This is a genomic window from Sorangium sp. So ce381 (assembly GCF_051473845.1).
Classification (GTDB): domain Bacteria; phylum Myxococcota_A; class Polyangia; order Polyangiales; family Polyangiaceae; genus Sorangium; species Sorangium atrum.
The window spans coordinates 1,228,291-1,246,538 of sequence record NZ_CP150336.1; the positions used below are offsets into that span (position 1 = coordinate 1,228,291).

15 protein-coding genes are annotated in these 18,248 nt (G+C 69.9%); 8 read left to right on the plus strand and 7 right to left on the minus strand.

Going from position 1 to position 18,248, the window contains the following annotated elements:
* Window positions 1–3: 3 nt before the first annotated feature.
* Window positions 4–1,887 carry a S41 family peptidase gene (locus WMF29_RS04530; RefSeq protein ID WP_272100136.1) on the minus strand — a complete coding sequence of 628 codons (1,884 nt, stop codon included), beginning with the start codon at window positions 1,885–1,887 and terminating at the stop codon, window positions 4–6.
* Window positions 1,884–2,090 (minus strand): hypothetical protein, encoded by a 207-nt coding sequence (locus tag WMF29_RS04535; RefSeq protein ID WP_437327654.1) that lies wholly within the window; start codon window positions 2,088–2,090, stop codon window positions 1,884–1,886. The genes WMF29_RS04530 and WMF29_RS04535 overlap by 4 nt, the downstream gene beginning before the upstream one ends.
* Window positions 2,091–2,288: 198 nt before the next feature.
* Between WMF29_RS04535 and WMF29_RS04540 the strand changes: the two genes are divergently transcribed.
* Window positions 2,289–3,116: a sigma-70 family RNA polymerase sigma factor gene (locus WMF29_RS04540; RefSeq protein ID WP_437327655.1), complete on the plus strand. Its 828-nt coding sequence runs from the start codon at window positions 2,289–2,291 to the stop codon at window positions 3,114–3,116.
* A 285-nt stretch (window positions 3,117–3,401) separates the two neighbouring features.
* Here WMF29_RS04540 and WMF29_RS04545 read toward each other — a convergent pair whose 3' ends face one another.
* A complete protein-coding gene (locus WMF29_RS04545; protein ID WP_020733205.1) occupies window positions 3,402–4,235 on the minus strand; it encodes an MBL fold metallo-hydrolase in 834 nt (277 codons plus the stop codon).
* A 472-nt stretch (window positions 4,236–4,707) separates the two neighbouring features.
* Here WMF29_RS04545 and WMF29_RS04550 point away from each other — a divergent pair, with 472 nt between their 5' ends.
* The 3 genes from WMF29_RS04550 (at window position 4,708) to WMF29_RS04560 (ending at window position 9,091) form a co-directional block, all read left to right on the plus strand.
* Window positions 4,708–5,253 (plus strand): YdcF family protein, encoded by a 546-nt coding sequence (locus tag WMF29_RS04550; RefSeq protein ID WP_437327656.1) that lies wholly within the window; start codon window positions 4,708–4,710, stop codon window positions 5,251–5,253.
* Between the two features lie 2 nt (window positions 5,254–5,255).
* Window positions 5,256–7,640, plus strand: coding sequence for a peptidylprolyl isomerase (locus WMF29_RS04555; RefSeq protein ID WP_437331078.1), 2,385 nt, complete (start codon window positions 5,256–5,258; stop codon window positions 7,638–7,640).
* A gap of 326 nt (window positions 7,641–7,966) precedes the next feature.
* Window positions 7,967–9,091, plus strand: a complete 1,125-nt coding sequence (locus WMF29_RS04560; RefSeq protein WP_437327657.1) for a glycosyltransferase family 2 protein — start codon at window positions 7,967–7,969, stop codon at window positions 9,089–9,091.
* An 18-nt stretch (window positions 9,092–9,109) separates the two neighbouring features.
* On the opposite strand, the gene WMF29_RS04565 is transcribed toward WMF29_RS04560, so the two are convergent.
* From WMF29_RS04565 to WMF29_RS04575, 3 genes are all read right to left on the minus strand, one after another.
* A complete protein-coding gene (locus tag WMF29_RS04565; RefSeq protein WP_437327658.1) occupies window positions 9,110–9,871 on the minus strand; it encodes a YdcF family protein in 762 nt (253 codons plus the stop codon).
* A gap of 167 nt (window positions 9,872–10,038) precedes the next feature.
* Window positions 10,039–11,889, minus strand: coding sequence for an MYXO-CTERM sorting domain-containing protein (locus tag WMF29_RS04570; RefSeq protein ID WP_437327659.1), 1,851 nt, complete (start codon window positions 11,887–11,889; stop codon window positions 10,039–10,041).
* An 89-nt stretch (window positions 11,890–11,978) separates the two neighbouring features.
* Window positions 11,979–13,013: a PQQ-dependent sugar dehydrogenase gene (locus WMF29_RS04575; RefSeq protein ID WP_437327660.1), complete on the minus strand. Its 1,035-nt coding sequence runs from the start codon at window positions 13,011–13,013 to the stop codon at window positions 11,979–11,981.
* A gap of 163 nt (window positions 13,014–13,176) precedes the next feature.
* Here WMF29_RS04575 and WMF29_RS04580 point away from each other — a divergent pair, with 163 nt between their 5' ends.
* The 4 genes from WMF29_RS04580 to WMF29_RS04595 all read left to right on the plus strand — a co-directional run bounded on the left by WMF29_RS04580 (window position 13,177) and on the right by WMF29_RS04595 (window position 16,573).
* On the plus strand, window positions 13,177–13,434 hold the full coding sequence (locus WMF29_RS04580; protein WP_437327661.1) for a hypothetical protein: 258 nt from the start codon (window positions 13,177–13,179) through the stop codon (window positions 13,432–13,434).
* Window positions 13,435–13,532: 98 nt separating this feature from the next.
* A complete protein-coding gene (locus WMF29_RS04585; RefSeq protein ID WP_437327662.1) occupies window positions 13,533–14,279 on the plus strand; it encodes an EboA domain-containing protein in 747 nt (248 codons plus the stop codon).
* Between the two features lie 23 nt (window positions 14,280–14,302).
* Window positions 14,303–15,187: a TatD family hydrolase gene (locus WMF29_RS04590; protein WP_437327663.1), complete on the plus strand. Its 885-nt coding sequence runs from the start codon at window positions 14,303–14,305 to the stop codon at window positions 15,185–15,187.
* 12 nt (window positions 15,188–15,199) lie between these two features.
* On the plus strand, window positions 15,200–16,573 hold the full coding sequence (locus WMF29_RS04595; protein ID WP_437327664.1) for an alkaline phosphatase family protein: 1,374 nt from the start codon (window positions 15,200–15,202) through the stop codon (window positions 16,571–16,573).
* A gap of 55 nt (window positions 16,574–16,628) precedes the next feature.
* On the opposite strand, the gene WMF29_RS04600 is transcribed toward WMF29_RS04595, so the two are convergent.
* Window positions 16,629–17,924 (minus strand): hypothetical protein, encoded by a 1,296-nt coding sequence (locus WMF29_RS04600; protein WP_437327665.1) that lies wholly within the window; start codon window positions 17,922–17,924, stop codon window positions 16,629–16,631.
* Window positions 17,925–18,248 lie beyond the last annotated feature (324 nt).

Sequence of the window (18,248 nt, forward strand, 5' to 3'; positions counted from 1 at the left end):
GCGTCAGCGCGCTGCCGCGGGCACAGCGCCGAGCGACCGCAGCGCGCGGCAGACCGTCTCGTCGCGGCAGGGCCCTATCCGCCCGGCGTGCGCCGGCCAGGGCACGTCGCGCACGCGGTGCAGATCGCGCACGTCGGGGCCTCGCCACGGGCCGAGCGCCCGATCCACGCGCGCCTCGCGCTCGCTCGTCGCCGGCAGCGAGAGCTGCACCTGCGGCACGATGCCCACCTTCTGCACCGGCGCGCCGTCGGGGAGCGCGTAGAGGAGCGTCGTGAGCCGCAGCACGCCGACGTGGGCGTCGTCGTCGAGGTACTCCTGAGCGCACCCCTTGCCGTACGTCCGATCGCCGATGATCACGCCGCGCCGGTAGCTGCCGATCGCGCCGGCGATCATCTCCGCCGCGCTCGCGGAGTCGCCGTCGACGAGCACCGCGAGCGGCCCGCTCCACCCGCGCTCCTCCGGGACGTCGGGCGAGCGCTCCACCTCGACGCCGCCGTCGCGGCGCCGCATCGGGAACAGCGGTACACCCGGCAGGAACAGCGCCAGCGCGGCGATCGCGCCGTCGGTCGAGCCGCCGCCGTTGGCGCGCACGTCCAGCATCACGCCCCGCGTGTCGCCCTGCGCGCGCGCGCGGAGGAGCGCCGCCGCGACCCGATCCCCGAGGTCGTCGGGCACGTCGGGGATGGCGATCACCGCGACCTTGCCGTCCCCGTAGCGCACCAGATCGAGCGGCAGCTCGGAGGGCGCCGCCTCGGGCGGCTGGGGTCCGACCGGGTGCGGCGCCACGGTCAGCTCGAGCGGCGCCGCGGCCCCGCGCCGCAGCAGCGCCACGCGGGCGGTCGTGCCGGGGTGCACGTCGGACAGCACGGCGAGCTGCTCGGCCTGCTCGACGCTCATGCCGGAGATCGGCAGATCCTGGATCCGGATCACCACGTCTCCGTCCTCGAGCGGCGCGAGCGCGCCGCGGTCGATGCGCACCCCGATCGCGGTGCGCGTCATCTCCTGCCAGAGCCGGGCCGGCGGGTGCGCCTCGAGGTCGAGATCGTAGATGGAGACCTCCTCCTCGAGCGGCGCCCAGGCGCCGTGCGCGTCCAGCTGGGGCACGTAGGCGCGGACCGCGGCGGCGATCACCGTGCGCGCCCAGCCGTCCTCGCTCATCGAGGGCGCCGCGCGCTCGCGCACGGCGTCGGCGTACCGGGCGAGCGGCTCCCCGAGGTGCGCGCGCAGCCCGCCGACCTCCCGGCCGAGCTTGCGCGCGAGGTCCCGGGCGCTGCGCGTCACCTCGCCGTCCTCGAACGGCGCCGACGAGACCAGCTCCCACGCCGCGGCGTGGGTCGCGGGCGGGCTGGCCAGGCCGCGCCGGTAGCCCTCGTCGAAGAGCCTATCGAGCTCGCGCGACCACCGGGCGAGCTCCTGGCCGACGCGCAGCGCCGCCGCGCACGGCCCGCTGCCCACGGGCGCCTGCAGCTCGTCGAGGAGCGCGGCGGCCTCCCGCCGCAGCGAGGCGCCCACGGGCGCGTCGGGGGCGACCGACCACAGCCCGTGCGGATCCAGCCAGTCGGAGGTCGCTTCGGCAAACTTTGCGGGATCGACGCGGAGCGGCGGAGCGGCCAGCGTGGTGCGGGCCTGGGCGACGATGGCGCGGGCCTGCTCGCAGTCGAGCGACGTCGGCGCTCCGCTCGGCACCGCCATGCCGCGGTCGAGGGCGTTCGGGTCACATCCGACGCCGTCGATCTCCTCGTCGTCCGGCGCGACGGTGTGGAGCAAGGGCTGCGCGAGCCCGCGCCGCGCCCTCGCGAGGGGGATCTCCGCCTCGCGCGAGAGCAAGGCGAGCGTCGCCAGGCTTGCGGCGATGCACGCGACGGAGCCCGCGACGCGCGTCCTCACTGCTCCCCGGATATCACGATGCGGCGCGCGGGGGCAGGGGCGACCGCGGCGGCGTGCGCGCGGAGAGCGAGCGCGCGCGCCGCGCGGGCGCCGCCGTCGGCCGCGCGGGCGCCGCCGTCGCCCGCGGCCTGGGGACACTGCGCGCACCTCGTCCGCCTCGTTCGCCGCTCGTGCGCCGTGGATCTGGGCTCAGCGCTGCGCATCCGTGCTCCTCCGCTTTCCCGCAAAGCTTTCGCTTCCGTCGGTGGATCCGAACACGTTGCGCATTCCAGCGCAAAAAAAGGCGATTTCCTAGGGTTTATCCCGGCATCACGCCTGCATCTGCCCCGGTGCCGCCCGCCGGCTCGCAGGGGCTCGCAAGCCCTCCTTGATCGGCGCGCGCGGTGGAGAGCGGAGAGATCATGAGCGCCACCTGGGATCGTGCGGCATTCTCGGCTTATCGTACAGAGCTCGCGAACTACGCCACCCTGAGCCCGGACGCCGAGCGGGAGCTCGCGCTCCGCTGGCGAGCTGGTGACCGGGACGCTGGCCGGCGCCTCATCGAGGCGTGCCTGCCCTTCGTGATGACGATCGCTCTCGAGTACCGCCGCTGGGGGCTGCCGATGGAGGACATCGTGCAGGAGGGGAACATCGGCCTCCTGAAGGCCGCGGAGCGCTTCGATCCGGACCGCGGCTGCCGCCTGGCGACCTACGCGGCCTACTGGATCCGGGCGGAGATCCGCGAGCACGTGGCGCGGGGGTACCGGATCGTGCGCCTCGGGTCGTCGAAGAGCGAGCGGCGCGCGCTGCGCATCTACCGCAAGACGCACGAGAAGGACCCGGCGGTGCTCGCGGAGCTGAGCGGCCTGTCGGAGGAGCGGGCGGCCGAGCTGCTGCCGCTGCTCATGGCGCGCGACGTCAGCCTGGAGCGCTCTCCGACCGAGGACGGCGTCGCTCCGGTGGAGCGGCTCGCGTCGAGCGGGCACACGCCGGAGGAGGAGGCCTGCGCCGCCGACGAGCGCGCGCAGCTCTCGCGCGCGCTGCTCCAGGTCGTGAACGAGCTGTCGCCGCGCGAGCGCTCCATCATGAACCAGCGCTGGCTGACGGACAGCCCCGTGACGCTCGAGCAGCTCGGCGCCGACTTCGGCGTCAGCAAGGAGCGCGTGCGGCAGATCGAGGAGCGCGCGAAGAAGCGGATGCGCGCGCGCATCGAAGAGATCACCCGCGAGCCGATGGCCAAGAGCGCGTAAGGCGCGGAGCTCTCCCGCTTCGGATACGGGCCCACCTCGACGTTTTCGGTGCTCAGCGCACTGGAGTGCGCCTCCGCGCCGAAAACGCCGATCTGGGCCCGTCTCCTGTGCGGGAGAGCCCCGCGCCGGCGCTGCGGTGCGGGCGCGTGCGGTGCGGGAGAGCGCTGCGGCGGCGCTGCGGTGCGGGAGAGCGCTGCGGCGGTGCTGCTGACGGCGCGCGGTCGCCCGGCGTCGGTGGCGACGGGCGGCGATTGGGGCGCGCCTCAAGCCTGGCGAGGCGTCACGCTAGATCTCGATGACCGTGCCTTCGCGCGCGGCGATGGTGTTCGGGAAGAGCTCGCGGGCGCGCATCTCCTTCTCGCGCACCATCGCGTCGGTCTGGTTCGGGTCGTGGTGGTGCAGGACGAGCTGCTTGGCGCCCGCCGCCTTCGCGAGCTCGCAGCCCGCGACGAACGTGGCGTGACCCCAGCCCGTCTTCGGGCCGCCGCCCACCTCGCCCGCGTACTCCTCGGGCGTGTACATCGCGTCGAAGATCAGCACGTCGGCGCCCATCGCGAGCTTCTTCAGCTTCGGATCCACGATCGCGTAGTGCTCGGAGTCGGTGATGTACACGACGACCTTGCCCTCGTGCTCGACGCGGTACGCGTAGACGCCGTTCGGGTGGTTGCCGCGCGCGTTGGTCACGCGAACGTCGTCGTTCGGGCCGATCGTGACCACCTCGCCCTCGTAGAGGTCGCGGAAGGTCATCGCCGCGCCCATCTCCGTGAGGTGCACCGGGAAGCTCGGGTAGTCCATCTGCCCGGCCAGCGTCTCCTCGAGCGTCCGGGAGACGTTGAGGCCACCGTAGAGATGGATCTTGTTCCCGCGCACGAACGCCGGCGTGAAGAACGGGAAGCCCTGGATGTGATCCCAGTGCACATGACTGAAGAACATCCAGGCTTCGAAGGGCATCTCCTTGACCAGCTCCTGGCCGAGGAGACGGAGCCCCGTCCCGCCATCGAGGATGACCAGCGTTTCACCGGCACGGATCTCATAGCAGCTCGTGTTGCCGCCTACTTCGACCGTGCCTGCACCGGGCGTGGGGATGCTTCCGCGAACCCCCCACATCTTGATCCGCATCCTGCCTCGCTCGCTGAACCCCGCCCGTTTCAAGGTAGAGCTATTAGATTCCGAGCGCGGGCAGCGTCAAGCCGCCTGGTGCACCGGGAGCAAGGAAGGTCGCAGACGTGGAGACCTGGCCGGGGGAGCAGGGCCGAGGCGCCAATGTAGTCAGAGGATAGGTCGCGGGCCCGGCGGCAGGCCGCGCCCGCCTCTTAAGGGCCGGAGCGCGCGGCGGCTGGGCGGAGGCGCGGGCGGCGGGGAAGAGGCGGTGGCGGCGGGGCAGAGGCGGTGGCGGCGGGGCAGAGGCGGGGCGGTGGCGGCGGGGCAGAGGCGGTGGCGGCGGGGCGGGGGGCGCAGGTGGCGGCCCCAGGTCGGCCCGAGGGCGGCGCAGGCATGGCAGCGGCACGGCCCGCGGACGGCGGCGGGAGGGCAGGACGATCGAGCGCAGCGGGCACGCGAAGGCCGCGGCCGATGGGCTATGGTCGGTCGCATGCCGCTCCACGCGGACGCCATCGTCGTCCTCGGCTGCAGGGTGTTTCCGTCGGGACGCCCAGCGGCCCCCGGCGCGCGCCGCGCGGCGCGCGCCGCAGAGGCCTACCGCGACGGCGTCGCGCCGTGGGTGATCGCCAGCGGCGGGCGCCGCTGGGGCGCGCAGATCGAGGCGCGCGTGCTCTCCGCCGAGCTGCGGCGCGCCGGCGTCCCGGCGCACGCGATCCTGCAGGATCTCTGGTCGCTGACGACGCACGAGAACGCGATCTTCAGCGCGGCCCTCCTGCGCCGCGTGGGCGCGCGGCGCGCGGCGATCGTCACCTGCTCCTGGCACATGGCCAGGGCTCTCCAGAACTTCCACGACGTCGGGATCGACGCTTGCGGGCTGCCGGCGTCGCGCGTGGGCGAGCCGGTGGTTGCGCGCGCGTGGCAGCGCGGTCACGAGGTGATCTCGATGTGGCTCGACGCGCGCGCGATGCGCCGCAGGCGGATCCTCAGCGAGAGCGCCGCCTGGCTGCTCGACACCGCTCGTCAGGGTGAACCGTGATCATGCCGAGAAGGCGCTCCTCTCCTCCCCTCGTCCTCGCGCTGCTCCTCTCGCTCTCCGCCTGCACCGGGGAGCCGGCCCCGGGCGCCGCGCCCGACGCGGGGAGCTCCGCGGCGGCGCCGGCCGCCAGCGCCGGGGCGGCGGAGCGGCTCGACGCCCTCCTCGCGGCCGAGCAGCGCCGCGCCGCCCTGGAGGTGAGCCCCGCGGACCAGCAGAGCCGCGACGTCGGCGTGCGGCGCGCCGCCGCGCGGGCCCTCGCGCGCATCGGCGGAGAAGCGGCGTGGCCTGGGCTCGCGCGGGCCCTCGCCGACGAGGACGACGAGGTCGTCGCGTGGGCCGCCTACGGCCTCGGGTTCTCGTGCAAGGAGCGCGAGGCCGAGACGGTCTCGGCGCTCGTCGCGCGCGCCCTCGCCCGCGACGCCCGCCCGAGCCCCGCGGGCGCGGCGAGCGCCGCTGCGCCCGCGGCGGCGTCGAGCGGCGGCGCGCCCGCAGCGGCGTCGAGCGGCGGCGCGCCCGCAGCGGCGCCGCCGCTCGACGCGGGCGGCGCGCTCGCCCGCGCCGTCGGGCGGTGCGGCGCGGAGGCGTCGGAGCCGACGCTGGTCGCGTGGCTCGACGGCCCGCGCGAGCGCGCGATCCACGCGGCGTACGCGCTCGGTGATCTCGCCGCGATCAAGCTCAAGCTGCGCGAGGAGACGCTCGTCGCGCTGCTCAACCTCGCCTCGGGGAGCGCGGCGAGCCCGCCGGTCCCCGAGGCGCTCTACCCGATCGGGCGGCTCGAGCACGTCCCGCTCACGGTCATCCCCCGCATCCGCGACGTCGCGACCGCGCGGCTCGCGGAGGCCTCCGACGCGCGGCTCTTCGCGGTGCGCGCGCTCGGCCGGGCAGGGGAGGCGGCCGCCTCCGAGCTCGCGCGCGTGCTCTCCGCGAAGGGCGTGTTCACCGCGAGCGAGCGCGCCGAGGCCGCGCGCGCCCTCAAGCGGCTCGGCCCGCCGGGCCAGCGCGCCCTCGCCGACGCGGTCGCCGCGCTCGCCCCGAGCGCGGACCCGATCGCGCTCACGGGCCTCGTGAGCGAGGACTTCGGCGTGCTGCTCACCGCGCTCGACGCGCTCGGATCTGCGGGCGCCGCGCGCAAGGCGCTCCGCGATCTCGCCGCCCTGCCGCCGCCGCCGAGCGCGCCCGCGGCGATCCTCCGCCGCGTCGCGTGGCTCCGCTGCGGCGCCGCCAGGCTCCTCGCGGGCGGGGACTACCGCGAGCCGCTGCTCCTCGGCTGTGACGTCACGGCGCCGGCGGAGCCGGGGAGCAAGCCGGACGCAGGCGCGCCGGTGCGCGGCTCGATCGGCGCCCGGGCGGTCGTCGAGGTGATCGGCCGCGACGCCATCACGGGCGCGCGGCTCGCCGCGTTCCGCGCGTACGCCGCGTCGGGCGAGCTGCGCGCGCGGGAGGCCGCGATCGAGCTCATCGCCGCGCATGAAGAGATCGCCGGCGCGCCCGACCTGCTCGCGAAGGCGCTCGCCGCGGAGGAGCCGGGCCTCGTCGCCGCCGCGGCGGAGGTCATCGCGCGGCAGCCGCAGCGCGCGTCGGAGGCGCCGGGGCAGGGGAAGCGGAAGCGCAGGAAGCGGAGCGACGAGAAGGACGCTCCCGCTGCGGTGACGTCGCCGGCGATCGAGGGCGCGCTGCTCTCGATCCTCGACCGCCCGGGCGCGCGCGACGATCCGGAGCTGATCGGCGCGGTCGTCGACGCGGTCGGGGCGCTGGCGCTCAAGCCGGCGGAGGCTCGCCTGGAGCAGCTCTGCCGATCGAGCCACCCAACGACGCGGGCGCGCGCCGGGACGGCGCTCGGCGTGCTCAGGGGCCGCAAGATCGCGTGCGACGCCGGTCTGCCGGGGGATGCAGGCGCGGCGGGGCGGCCGGCCGTCGCGCCGCCGGTCGGGGAGGTGCCTGCCGAGGCCTCCGCGCTCGTGCGCGCGCCCGCGGCGCTGATCTTCGACACGGACGCCGGCGAGCTCACGATGACGCTCGACCCCGCGCTCGCGCCGGTCGCGGTGACCCGCTTCGTCGACCTCGCGCGCTCCGGCTATTACGACGGCAAGATCGTCCATCGCGTGGTGCCGGGCTTCGTCACGCAGTTCGGCGCGCCGTTCGGCGACGGCGCCGGAGGTCCGCCCGGCAGGCCGGCGCTGCGCTGCGAGACGTCGCCGGTGGCGTTCGAGCCGCTCCGGGTCGGCGTCGCGCTCGCCGGCCGCGACACCGGATCGAGCCAGCTCTTCGTGATGCACGCGCGCGCGCCGCACCTCGACGGCCAGTACGCGGCCGTCGGCGTCGCCGCCGGGCCGTGGGCTGCGCTCGCGGATGGGGACGTCATCCGGAGCGTGAAGGTGTGGGACTGATCGCGGTCGGCGCGCTGCGCGCGCGTCCTGCGACGACCTCGGGCGCGCGGCGCCTGTGTGGCGTGCGCGCGCGGCGCCTGTGTGGCGTGCGCGCGCGGCACCTGTGTGGCGTGCGCGCGGCGCGCGGCGCACGGCGCCTGTGTGGCGTGCGCGCGGCGCACGACGCGCCTCACGCGGCGCGCTTCAAGGAGTGTGCGACATGCGCCACGCATCGCTGCTGTGCGGAGCGTGACGCGCGTGCGCGTGCAAACGTGAACGGCCGTGTCGCGGCGACGCCCATCCATGTCGGTTGACAACCGCCCCCGACCGGCGCTCTACAGTTTAGCGTGGTCATTGCCTCCTTTCTGGCCGTCGCGGTGCTCGTGTACACCTACTTCGGGTACCCGATCGTTATCGGCATCCTGGCGCGCCTCTGGCCTGCGCAGCGGAAGGAGGATCCCGACTACGTCCCCACGGTGACGGCGTGCATTCCCGTCTTCAATGCGTCGTCGTATCTCCCAGCGAAGGTCGAGAGCCTCCTCGCGCTCGACTATCCGAAGGACAAGCTGGAGGTCCTGCTCTTCTCGGACGGCTCCACGGACGACACAGTGCTCGTGGCGCGACAGCTGGCCGAGCGCGATCCTCGGGTGAAGGTGATCGTCAGCGAGGCGCGCCGTGGCAAGCCGATCGGCGTGAACAAGATGCTCGAGGTCGCGACGGGCGAGGTGCTGTTGATGACGGACATCCGCCAGCCGCTCGTGCCCGGGGCGCTGCGCGCGCTCGTGCGGCTCCTGGCCGATCCGAACGCGGGCTGCGTCTCTGGCAACCTGGTGCTGAAGGGGTCGGCGGGGTCGGGGGCTTACTGGCGTTACGAGAACTGGATTCGCCTCCAGGAGGGTCGGTTCAGGAGCATGGTGGGCGTGACCGGTCCCATCTATGCGATCCGCCGCGCCGACATGAGCCAGCTCCCGGAGGGCGTCATCCTCGACGACATGTGGGTGCCGATGCGGCTCCGCCTCGAGGGGCGTTCGATCCTGTTTGCTCCCGACGCGATCGCGTACGACGACGCGTTCGGCGACGAGCGCGAGTTCGGCCGCAAGGTGCGCACGCTGGCCGGCAATTATCAGCTCTTTTCGCTGCTCCCGGCGCTCCTCGTCCCGTTCAGGAACCCGTCCTGGTTCGAGATCTTCTCGCACAAGCTGCTCCGCCTCGTGTGCCCCTGGGCGCTCGCCGCGCTGCTGATCACGTCGACGGTCGCGTGGATGGGCGCCGAGATGAGCGGCGACGCCTCGTGGGCGCTCTACGCGGCGCGCGCGCTGTTCGGCGGACAGGTGGCCTTCTACCTGCTCGCCGCGCTCGGGGGCGCAGCGGGCAAGCTCGGCGCGCTCGCGCGGACGTTCGTGGTCCTGAACGCGGCGGCGGTGGTCGGCCTCTGGCGATACCTCCGCGGCTCGCAGAAGGTCACCTGGTAGCGCGGGGGCGCGCCGGGGTTACGGCTCCAGCAGGCCCACGAGCTCGTGAACGGCGCGATGCGACCGCCTGAGGGAGAGCGACTCCGGGAGAAGCTGCTCTAGCCCGTCGGGCGGCCGCGACTGGAACCTGACCGGCGCGGGGAGGACGTCCAGCCCTGCGCGCTCGAACATGCGGATGGCGCGCGGCATGTGGAGCGCGCTGGTCACGACCACGACGGCGTCGGCCGACAGGCCGCGGGCGATCCGCGTGGAGTGGAGGGCGTTCTCTCGGGTATCGCGCGACTCGGTCTCCAGGATGATCTTCTTCCTGGGAACGCCGAGCTCCACGAGCAGATCGGCCATGGCGCTGGCGAGCTCGGTGGGGGCGCTCCTGAGGTCCTTCCCCGAGACGATGATGTGGCCGAAGCCGTACTCGCGGTAGACGCGCACGGCGGCGAGGCCGCGCTCGAGGCCCTCCGCCGACTGCCGCTCCATGGGCGGCTCGCCGAACTCGTCGGCGTCGATGCCGGCGGTGAGGATGACGAGGACCCGCCGCTCGGGCGAGCTTCCGGCGAGATCCGCGTGCAGGTCCCTCGGCACCGTGCTGATCCGGCGCGCGAGCGTGCTGGAGAGCCAGGGCGTGGAGAGGAGCCACAGCGCGAGCCAAGCGCTCCACGCGAGCGCCCGCCCGATCTTCGCCCCGCGTGTTCGGAAGCTCCAGTCGCTGCCGGAGAGCGCCAGGCCGACGCCCGCGGCGACGAGGAGCACGAGGAGGGGATCGACGAGGCGGGAGATGGGCAAGGCGATGCTCGCCGTGAGGCGCCGGGTACGCTCGATCTATGCAGGCGCCGGGGAGGTGATGCGAGCGAAAAAGGGGCCGTCTCCAGGTGAACGGCGGGACGGAATCGATCGGGGATCGTCCGCCCCGAGGCGATGCGTGCTCGCGGCGGCTCGGGGTGGAGCGAGGTTCAATGCCGCCGGTGTGTGCGCCGGCGCCTGGCTGCGGCGGCGAGGGCGAGCCCCGCGAGGCCCGCGGGGAGCCACCCGTTCGGGGCGTTGCCGGGCATCCTGCAGCCGCAGCCGCCGTCGTCGCCGGAGCGGCCCACGTTGCCGCCGGTCGAGCTGTCGCCGCCGGTGCCGTTGCCGCTGCTGTCGCTTCCGCCGGCGCCGTTGCCGCTGCTGGCGTTGACGGGCGGCTCTCCCAGATCGAGCGGCGCTTCCGCGTCATCGGCCGCGACGAGGATGGGCGGCGCCTCGCCGGTCTCCTCGTAGATGGCCAGGAGATCGTCCCCCGTCTCGTCCGTGCTGTTCGCGGACTGCAGGAACTCGATGTACTCCTTCGTCATCGACTGGTAGTACACGCGCGCCGAGAGCGTCTGCCTGCCGAAGGCGTCGGCCGGGACGGTGAGGGTGAAGCGCGCCTCGTCGTAGTTGCGGTATCCGCCGTTCCCATCGGCGAAGTCGACCTCCTGGGTCGGCTGGGTGGTCCGCGACGGGACGAAGCCCTTCGGCGGGATGCGCGTGTCGGAGATGATCATGTCGTGGAGCGCGAGGTGCTCCTCCTTCTCGCCCACGCCCGCATCGCTGTTCCATCGCCCGTGCACGGCGCGGTACTCGTGGGTGGCCGGCTCGTGCTGGATCTCGCCGGTGTCGGCGTCGTAGCCGCCGAGCAGCGGCCGTTCGACGCCGTCCTCGTCGACGAGGAACACGGCGATCCAGGCGCGCCGGCTCTCCGCATAGCCCGTCGGGAACTTGTGGCCGGTGAGGTTCTCGACCCGAACGGTGACGGCGATCTCCTCTCCGGGCGCTGCCTCCTGCGGGGCCTCGACGAGCGTGACCGAGGCGGCCGAGGCGAGGCTCTTGAGCGTGCTGTCGAGCGCGAGCTGGAAGGAGTCGGCGTAGTCCGCAGCGCGCGCCGGGTCGGCCGCCATGACGGCCTGGATGCCCCAGTGGTTGCCGCCGACGAGGATGTGCGTGCGCGGATCGGTTCGAGTCGGCCCGCGATCGCCGACAGGCACCTCGCCGGTCCTCCTCTGCATATGACAATCGACGCAGCTTTGAGGGCTCGATCCGCCATTGCGGAAGTCGCTGGAAGCCCACTCCTCGTAGGTCGTGTCGAGCGGAAACTCGACGTTGGTATCGCTTCCGTCCGCGTCCTTCAGCTTGATCTCTGGATTGGTGACCTGATGGCATTGGCCACAAAACGCGGATTCGGCGAGCTCGGGCGTCCTTTCTCCAGTGTGAGATTCAGAGACGACGTCCTCATAGGGGCCAGACACCATGGGCGTGGCTGTGAATCCGGCAACCGCGGGCGTCACGTCGAACACGAGCTGAGCATTGCCGATGATGTACGCGTCGTCAGCGCCTGGCGTCGTCAGCGCGCGATGACAAGCGCTGCAGCTGACCCCCTGGCCGTCGATGATCTTGCCGTCGACCGACGCCTCGGGGTCGAATCCAGAGCCGTCCGGGGGCGTCGCCCTCCCGTTCAGGAACCCGATGGGGGAGTGGCATCGCAGGCAGAAGGTCCCGACCCCCGGCGCGTCCTGGTTGGCGATCGCAAGAGCGGCCTTGAAGACGGGGTCGCGCCATGCATTGGCCATCATGGTGCCTGCCCACGTGTCGGTGGGCATGTAATCCTGGTGCTCCTGGATCTCTGCTCGATGGCAGCCGGCGCAGCGCTCAGCGGTGCCCAGGTTGTTTGGCTGCGGCATCTCGTCGGGGCCCGTGCCCTGGAGGTCATCGATTCCAGCTGCTGCCTCGTGGCTCAGCAACCCGAGCGCGAGCGCCCAACCTACCGCCAGTCTCCGCGTCTTCTGCATGGCTCGAATCCAGATCTGGTAAGCTGCTCTTCGGAAAATAGGGACCAACGACGGACGGCCGCGCTGGTCCCTGCGGACCACGTGCCAATCTATTCCGGATCGATCCGGAAGATGCTGCCTCCATAGGAGACGATGTACAGCTCGCCGGCAGCGTCCTCGCCGAACGAAGCCAGGCCCTGGATGGTGCTCTCAGAGGCGAGGTCCTGGCTGAGCGAGCTCCTCGGCGTGGCGACGCCGTCCTTCCAGGTGAGCATCCAGACCCGGTCCGTTTCAAAGTCGCCGAACAGGTACTTCCCACGAAGCGCCGGGATCCTGCTCCCACGATAGACATAGCCGCCTGTCACTGAGCCATCGCCGCTGTCGTGGTCATATGCCACGACGGGCCGTGTGATCGTCGGCGAGTCGCAGCTGGTCGCCTCGTCGTCCTTGAGGCACGTACCCCCCTCGGTGACGCTCCATCCGTAGTTCTTGTTGCCCTGCCCGCGCGGCTCGATGTTGATCTCCTCGAAGAGGCGCCCACCGACATCACCGATGTAGAGATCGCCTCTGCAGCGGTCGAAGCTGAACCGCCACGGGTTGCGCAGTCCGTAGTCCCACACGTACGGGTCTCCGCCGCGGACATTCCCGGCCGGCGCCGTCGGGTGATTCTCGACGTCTACGCGAAGTATCTTGGCGTATTTCACCTCGATGTTTTGCCCGTTGTTGTTCGGGTCCGGGTCGGAGGTATCCCCGCCGCCGTCTCCCACGCCGATATAGAGCATCCCATCGGGGCCGAACGCTAGCATCCCGCCATTGTGGTTGCCTCGCAGCACCGGTATCGAGAAGAGCTCGGTCGCCTGCGGGTCAGCTCGATCCGGATTGCCCGCTGAACGCTTGTACTCCCGGAGGACCAGCGTTCGTGACCTTGTATTGTAGTAAACGAAGAACCTTCCGTTGCTCGCATACTGCGGGTGGAACGCGAGTCCGAGGAGCCCTCGCTCGTCCTCATCGTACTCACTCCCCTGGACGTCCGCGGTGATGTCGAGGAACGGAGCGCTCTGCAGCTCCCCTCCGTTGATGAGGCGGATGGTTCCGCCCTGCTGTACGACGTAGAGCCGGCTGGGATCTTCGGGCTCGCTCGTCACGAACAAGGGCTGATTCAGGCCGCGTGCTACCTCGGTGAGGCGGAGCGGCGGTACGGTCCCGCCCGGCTCGTCGCACTCGATCGTCCCGCTCCCTCCCACGCCGGTTCCGCTCGCTGGGCCGGCTCCCGCTCCGCTGGTCGGGTCGGCGCCCGAGCTGGTCGAATTGGCGCCCGAGCTGGTCGAGTTGGCGCCCGAGCTGGTCGAGTTGGTGCCCGAGCTGGTTCCGCTGCTCGTCGGAGTGCCCGCCGAGGTGCTGCCGCCGCCGGTGCCCGTCGTACCGGGACCGGAGCCTCCCCCGCCGCCGCCTCCTGCTCCCGAGTCGCTGCCGCCGCAGCCATTCAGCATGAAGCCGATCCCGACGACGGCGGCTGCGATGGGCATGAAAGACAAACGGAAACGCTTCTGGTCTATCATGCAGTAGGACACTATCCGAACAGCGCGCCCCTTGGTATAACTTTCCACCGCTCGGCGACGTCGGCATCTTGCGGAAGGCGCCCTGGATCGGCGGGGATGACTACAATGCAAGACTCTTCCCTACTGCTGGTTGAAATTCTGTCGCGCCGGATTCCGCCGGTGGCGCGTTCCTGGCTGGAGCGCGTCGAGAGGTTGACTGGGACCGGTGCGCGCCTTGGTGCACCGGTGAGCGAGGCGTCGACCTGGTTCGATCGCGACCGCTTCCTAGCGACGTTCACTGCGGCGGTACGGGTGCTCGGCAAGGAGCCGGTCGGGCTTCATGCCGAGGAGCGGGATGAGCTGGCTGCTGCCGGGATCGCCGGGGCGGTCGATGGGCGAGGGTTGGATGAGCTCGGCCGGGTAACGATGCTCGTGCAGGTTTCGAGGCGCCTTCCCGCACCGGAGCTCGAATTGCTGCTCCGGGTTTGCTACGAGCAGGGAGATGGACGGGAGCGGCAGGCGCTCTTGCGGGCACTGCCGTTCTTGGTCGAGGCGGAGCGCTTCGTTTCGCTGGCCGTCGAGGCGTGCCGCACGAACGAGCTGCCCGTCTTCGAGGCGATCGCCTGCGAGAATCCCTACCCAACGGCCCATTTTCCCGATCTCAATTTCAATCAGATGGTCCTCAAGGCCATGTTCATGGGCGTGGCGCTCGCGCGGATCGTCGGGCTCGACCGGCGGCGATCGAGCGAGCTCGCCAGGATGGCGGAGGACTTCGCGAGCGAACGGAGGGCGGCTGGCCGGAGCATCCCGGCCGACATCGGCCTGCTCTCCCTGGACCATGAGCGCGAGCGCGCGACGCGGATCCCCGAGTGAAGCGGCGCGATGCGGAGGGACCTTTGAAGCTATTCGATCCTCACATCCACATGACATCGCGGACGACGGACGACTACCAGGCGATGGCCGCGGCCGGTATCGTCGCCGTCCTCGAGCCGGCGTTCTGGCTCGGCCAACCGAGGACCCATGTCGGCACCTTCGAGGACTACTTCACGTCCCTGCTCGGCTGGGAGCGCTTCCGGGCCAGCCAGTTCGGCATCCGCCACCTCTGTACGTTGGGGCTCAACCCGAAGGAGGCCAACAACCCCCGCGTGGCGCAAGGCGTGATCGAGCTCCTGCCGCGCTATCTCGACAAGGAGGGCGTCGTCGCCGTCGGCGAGATCGGGTTCGACGACATGACGCCGGAGGAAGAGAAGTATTTTGCCCAGCAGGTCGAGCTCGCCCGAGAGCACGATCTTCCGATTCTGGTACACACGCCGCATCGCGACAAGAAGCGCGGTACGGAGCGGACGCTCGCGCTGGTGAAGGAGCTTCAGTTCCCCGAAGAGCGTGTGCTCGTCGATCACAACAACGAGGAGACGCTACCGCTCGTGCTCGCGACGGGCTGCTGGGCCGGTCACTCCATCTACCCGAATACCAAGATGGACGAGGACAGGATGGTCGCGCTGGTCAAGAACTACGGCGCCGAGCGGATGCTGATCAACAGCGCGGCGGACTGGGGCGTGAGCGATCCGCTCAAGGTCCCGAAGACAGCTGCGAGGATGCGTGAGAACGGGATCTCGGACGAGGCGATCGAGCGGATCGTCTGGAAGAACCCCCTGGCCTTCTTCGCCCAGAGCGGCCGGCTCGATCTCGCCGACTTCGGCGAGGCGCGTGCGGTGGATCAGCGCGCCCTGTTCGAGGGGAACTCGGTGCTGCGCGGTCAGGCCCCCGTCGTGAAAGGCTGATCGAGAGCGCGCATGCACCGCACCGTCGTCCTCAATGTCGTCGGGCTCACCGGCGAGCTCCTCGGCGACGCCACGCCGAACCTGAAGCGGCTCGCTCGGGAAGGGGCGATGCGCCCGCTCCAGACCGTGCTGCCAGCGGTCACGTGCACGGTCCAGTCGACCTTCACGACAGGGCTCCTCCCGAGCGGGCACGGCTGCGTCGCGAACGGCTGGTACTTCCGTGACATCGCCGAGGTGAACCTCTGGCGCCAGGCGAACCAGCTGGTGACAGGGGAGAAGATCTGGGAGGCCGCGCGTCGGCGCGATCCGACGTTCACATGTGCCAAGCTGTTCTGGTGGTACAATATGTACAGTTCGGCGGATTATGCGGTGACGCCGCGGCCGATCTACTGGGCGGACGGGCTCAAGCTGCCGGATATTTACACCGAGCCGGCGTCGTTGCGCGATGAGCTCGTCGTCCGGCTGGGTGAGTTCCCGCTCTTCAATTTCTGGGGGCCGAACGCGGACATCCGATCGACGGAGTGGATTGCACGGTGCGCGCGCCATGTGTACGACACGCGCCGACCAACGTTGACGCTGGTCTACCTCCCGCACCTCGACTACAACCTGCAGCGGCTAGGGCCCGATCATCCAGCGATCAAGGATGACCTTCGCGCGGTGGACGCCGTGTGCGGGGAGCTGATCGACCATGTGCGCAAGGACGGGGCACGGGTGATCGTCCTGTCCGAGTACGGCATCACGCGCGTGTCCGGCGTGGTGCACATCAACCGCGCGCTCCGAGAGCAGGACCTTCTTCGCGTCCGGAACGAGCGTGGTCTCGAGAAGCTCGACGCCGGCGCGTCCGAGGCGTTCGCCGTGGCGGATCATCAGATAGCGCATGTATATGTGCGTCGCCCGGAGCGTATTCAAGAGGTGAAGGCACTTCTTGAGAGGCTCCCCGGAGTTGAGGTCGTCCTCGACGCGGAAGGCAAGCGTTCCGCCGGGCTCGAACATGCGCGATCGGGGGAGCTCATCGCGATCTCACGAGCGGACCGGTGGTTTAGCTACTACTACTGGCTCGATGACGACAGTGCCCCAGAGTTTGCCAGGACTGTCGATATTCATCGCAAGCCTGGGTACGATCCTGTGGAGTTATTTGCTGATCCCAAGCTGCGCGCCTTGCCCGTCCGTATTGCTTGGAGGCTTCTCAAGAAGAAGCTTGGGTTTCGCTATCTCATGGACGTGATCCCGCTAGACGCCGCGCTGGTGAATGGGTCGCACGGTCGTTTGACCGATCGCTTGGAGCAGGGGCCGCTCATTCTGTCTACTTGTGACTCGATACTGCCAGACGAACGCGTGCACGCTGTCGACGTCAGCAAAATTGTGGTGGACCACATTTTTGGCTGACGCAGCTTGGACTGTTTGTGTGATGAGCCGTGCTCAGTTTGCTCGAGTACCGATGCTAAAATCCAAGCTTTGCTAGAAAGAGGGTTTCGTGGTCGCTCCTCAGTGTGCCTGAGTCGAACGTGATTGTTCGAGAGAACGATCCGGCGATGATAGTCTCGGCGCTCGGATCCGTCCTTGCCGCGATTCCGAATGACGGTCCGCCGCTCGGGTAGGATTCCTTCCAGAGCGTCTTTCCTGACGAGTCCAGCTTGAGCACCCAGGGGGACGGAAGCTCGGCGTGCTCCAGTATCTCGTTGTCCACTCTCAGCTCTCCGCTGAAATCGCCGGTGACAACGATATTGTTAAGCGCGTCTGTGCTGATGTCGGCTGTCGCGTTGTGGATGGTTCCTTCGAAGTCCCGACTCCATCGGTGCGCACCGGATGTATTGAATTGGGCGACGAAGACTGCTGTGTGTTCTGCGGATGCGCCGAGGGTCTTGCCGATTTCGAACTCGATGCTCTCGTCGTAATTGCCCGTGACAGAAATGTTGCCGAGGGCGTCGACGTCCAGAGCAGAGGGGTAACCATTGTGGAAGCCGCGCGTCCACGTCGGGTTACCGTCGCTGTCGAGCTTTGCCAGGAACATTCCCGCACCGTCAAGCTCCGGCGAATCGCCAAAGCTGATCGAGCTTTGGTGATTCCCCGTGATGACGATGTTGTTGCTGCGATCGATGGCGGTGTCTATGAGCATGTCGTCGCCGGAGCTGCCGAATCTCCGTGCCCATCCGCCCTGCTCGACGCTCGCGGAGCCTGTGCTCCCATCGAGCTTTGCGATGTACATGTCCAGCGTGTTCGCTGGAGCGGAGGTGAGGATCGCATCATCGAACTCGATGTTCCCACTGAACGTTCCTGAGAGGAGCGCGTCGCCGTGTTGCGTGCTGTTGATCTTGGGGCGAACGATCCTGACGAATTGGTCGAAGGTGCGTTCATTGACGGGGTTCGCCGGGAAGCCGCGGCTCCAGATGTGGGCCCCTTTGTTGTCGAATTTTGCTACAAAGAGGCCTGGCCCTACGTCGCTGCCGCCGAGGTTGATCGTGCCGCTGCTGACGCCAGTCAGGAAGATGTTGCCTGAGGCGTCTGTGCTGACGGACGTCGCTTCCTGGGCCGCAGCATCTCCGAATCTGTGACTCCAGAGGTGATTCCCGGATTTGTCAAATGCTGCGACGAATATGTCGGACTCGCCGGCGCTCGTGAGTGGTTCAGCGCCAAGGTGTACGGGCTCCGAGAAGCCGCCGGCTGCGATGATATTGCCCTCTCTGTCGATTGCTATTGAGTTGGCTATTGCATCGCTGCCGAACGTCTGTGCCCACAAGATGCAGTCGAATCCATCGCAATTTTCGTCGTCGTCAGACGCGCAGAGCTCTTGGGCTGGCAATCTTTCGTTCTTGCATGCGCTCCACGTGGTCCCATTCTCGTCGCATGTTCGTGTTCCGGATTTGCACAGTCCGAGGTCTGCGGTGCTTTGTGGGCCGCTGTAGCAATTTTCTGCCATGTTCGGCTTACACACGTTCGCGCTGTCATTCCCGCCTGTGTTCTGGTCTTCTGGCGCGGGAGAGTCCTCAAATTCGCCGAGCCCGAGGACGAGCGCGCATCCGGGGCCTGCGAGGATGAACGCAAGAAGGCATGCCTGAATGGT

What these genes read in the sequence shown, in the direction of transcription:
- WMF29_RS04550 (WP_437327656.1), top strand. Translation starts at nt 4,708, where the DNA reads ATGCCGCTCCACGCGGACGCCATCGTCGTCCTCGGCTGCAGGGTGTTT.
- WMF29_RS04545 (WP_020733205.1), bottom strand. Translation starts at nt 4,235, where the DNA reads ATGCGGATCAAGATGTGGGGGGTTCGCGGAAGCATCCCCACGCCCGGT.
- WMF29_RS04570 (WP_437327659.1), bottom strand. Translation starts at nt 11,889, where the DNA reads ATGCAGAAGACGCGGAGACTGGCGGTAGGTTGGGCGCTCGCGCTCGGG.
- WMF29_RS04555 (WP_437331078.1), top strand. Translation starts at nt 5,256, where the DNA reads ATGCCGAGAAGGCGCTCCTCTCCTCCCCTCGTCCTCGCGCTGCTCCTC.
- WMF29_RS04585 (WP_437327662.1), top strand. Translation starts at nt 13,533, where the DNA reads ATGCAAGACTCTTCCCTACTGCTGGTTGAAATTCTGTCGCGCCGGATT.
- WMF29_RS04540 (WP_437327655.1), top strand. Translation starts at nt 2,289, where the DNA reads ATGAGCGCCACCTGGGATCGTGCGGCATTCTCGGCTTATCGTACAGAG.
- WMF29_RS04595 (WP_437327664.1), top strand. Translation starts at nt 15,200, where the DNA reads ATGCACCGCACCGTCGTCCTCAATGTCGTCGGGCTCACCGGCGAGCTC.
- WMF29_RS04535 (WP_437327654.1), bottom strand. Translation starts at nt 2,090, where the DNA reads ATGCGCAGCGCTGAGCCCAGATCCACGGCGCACGAGCGGCGAACGAGG.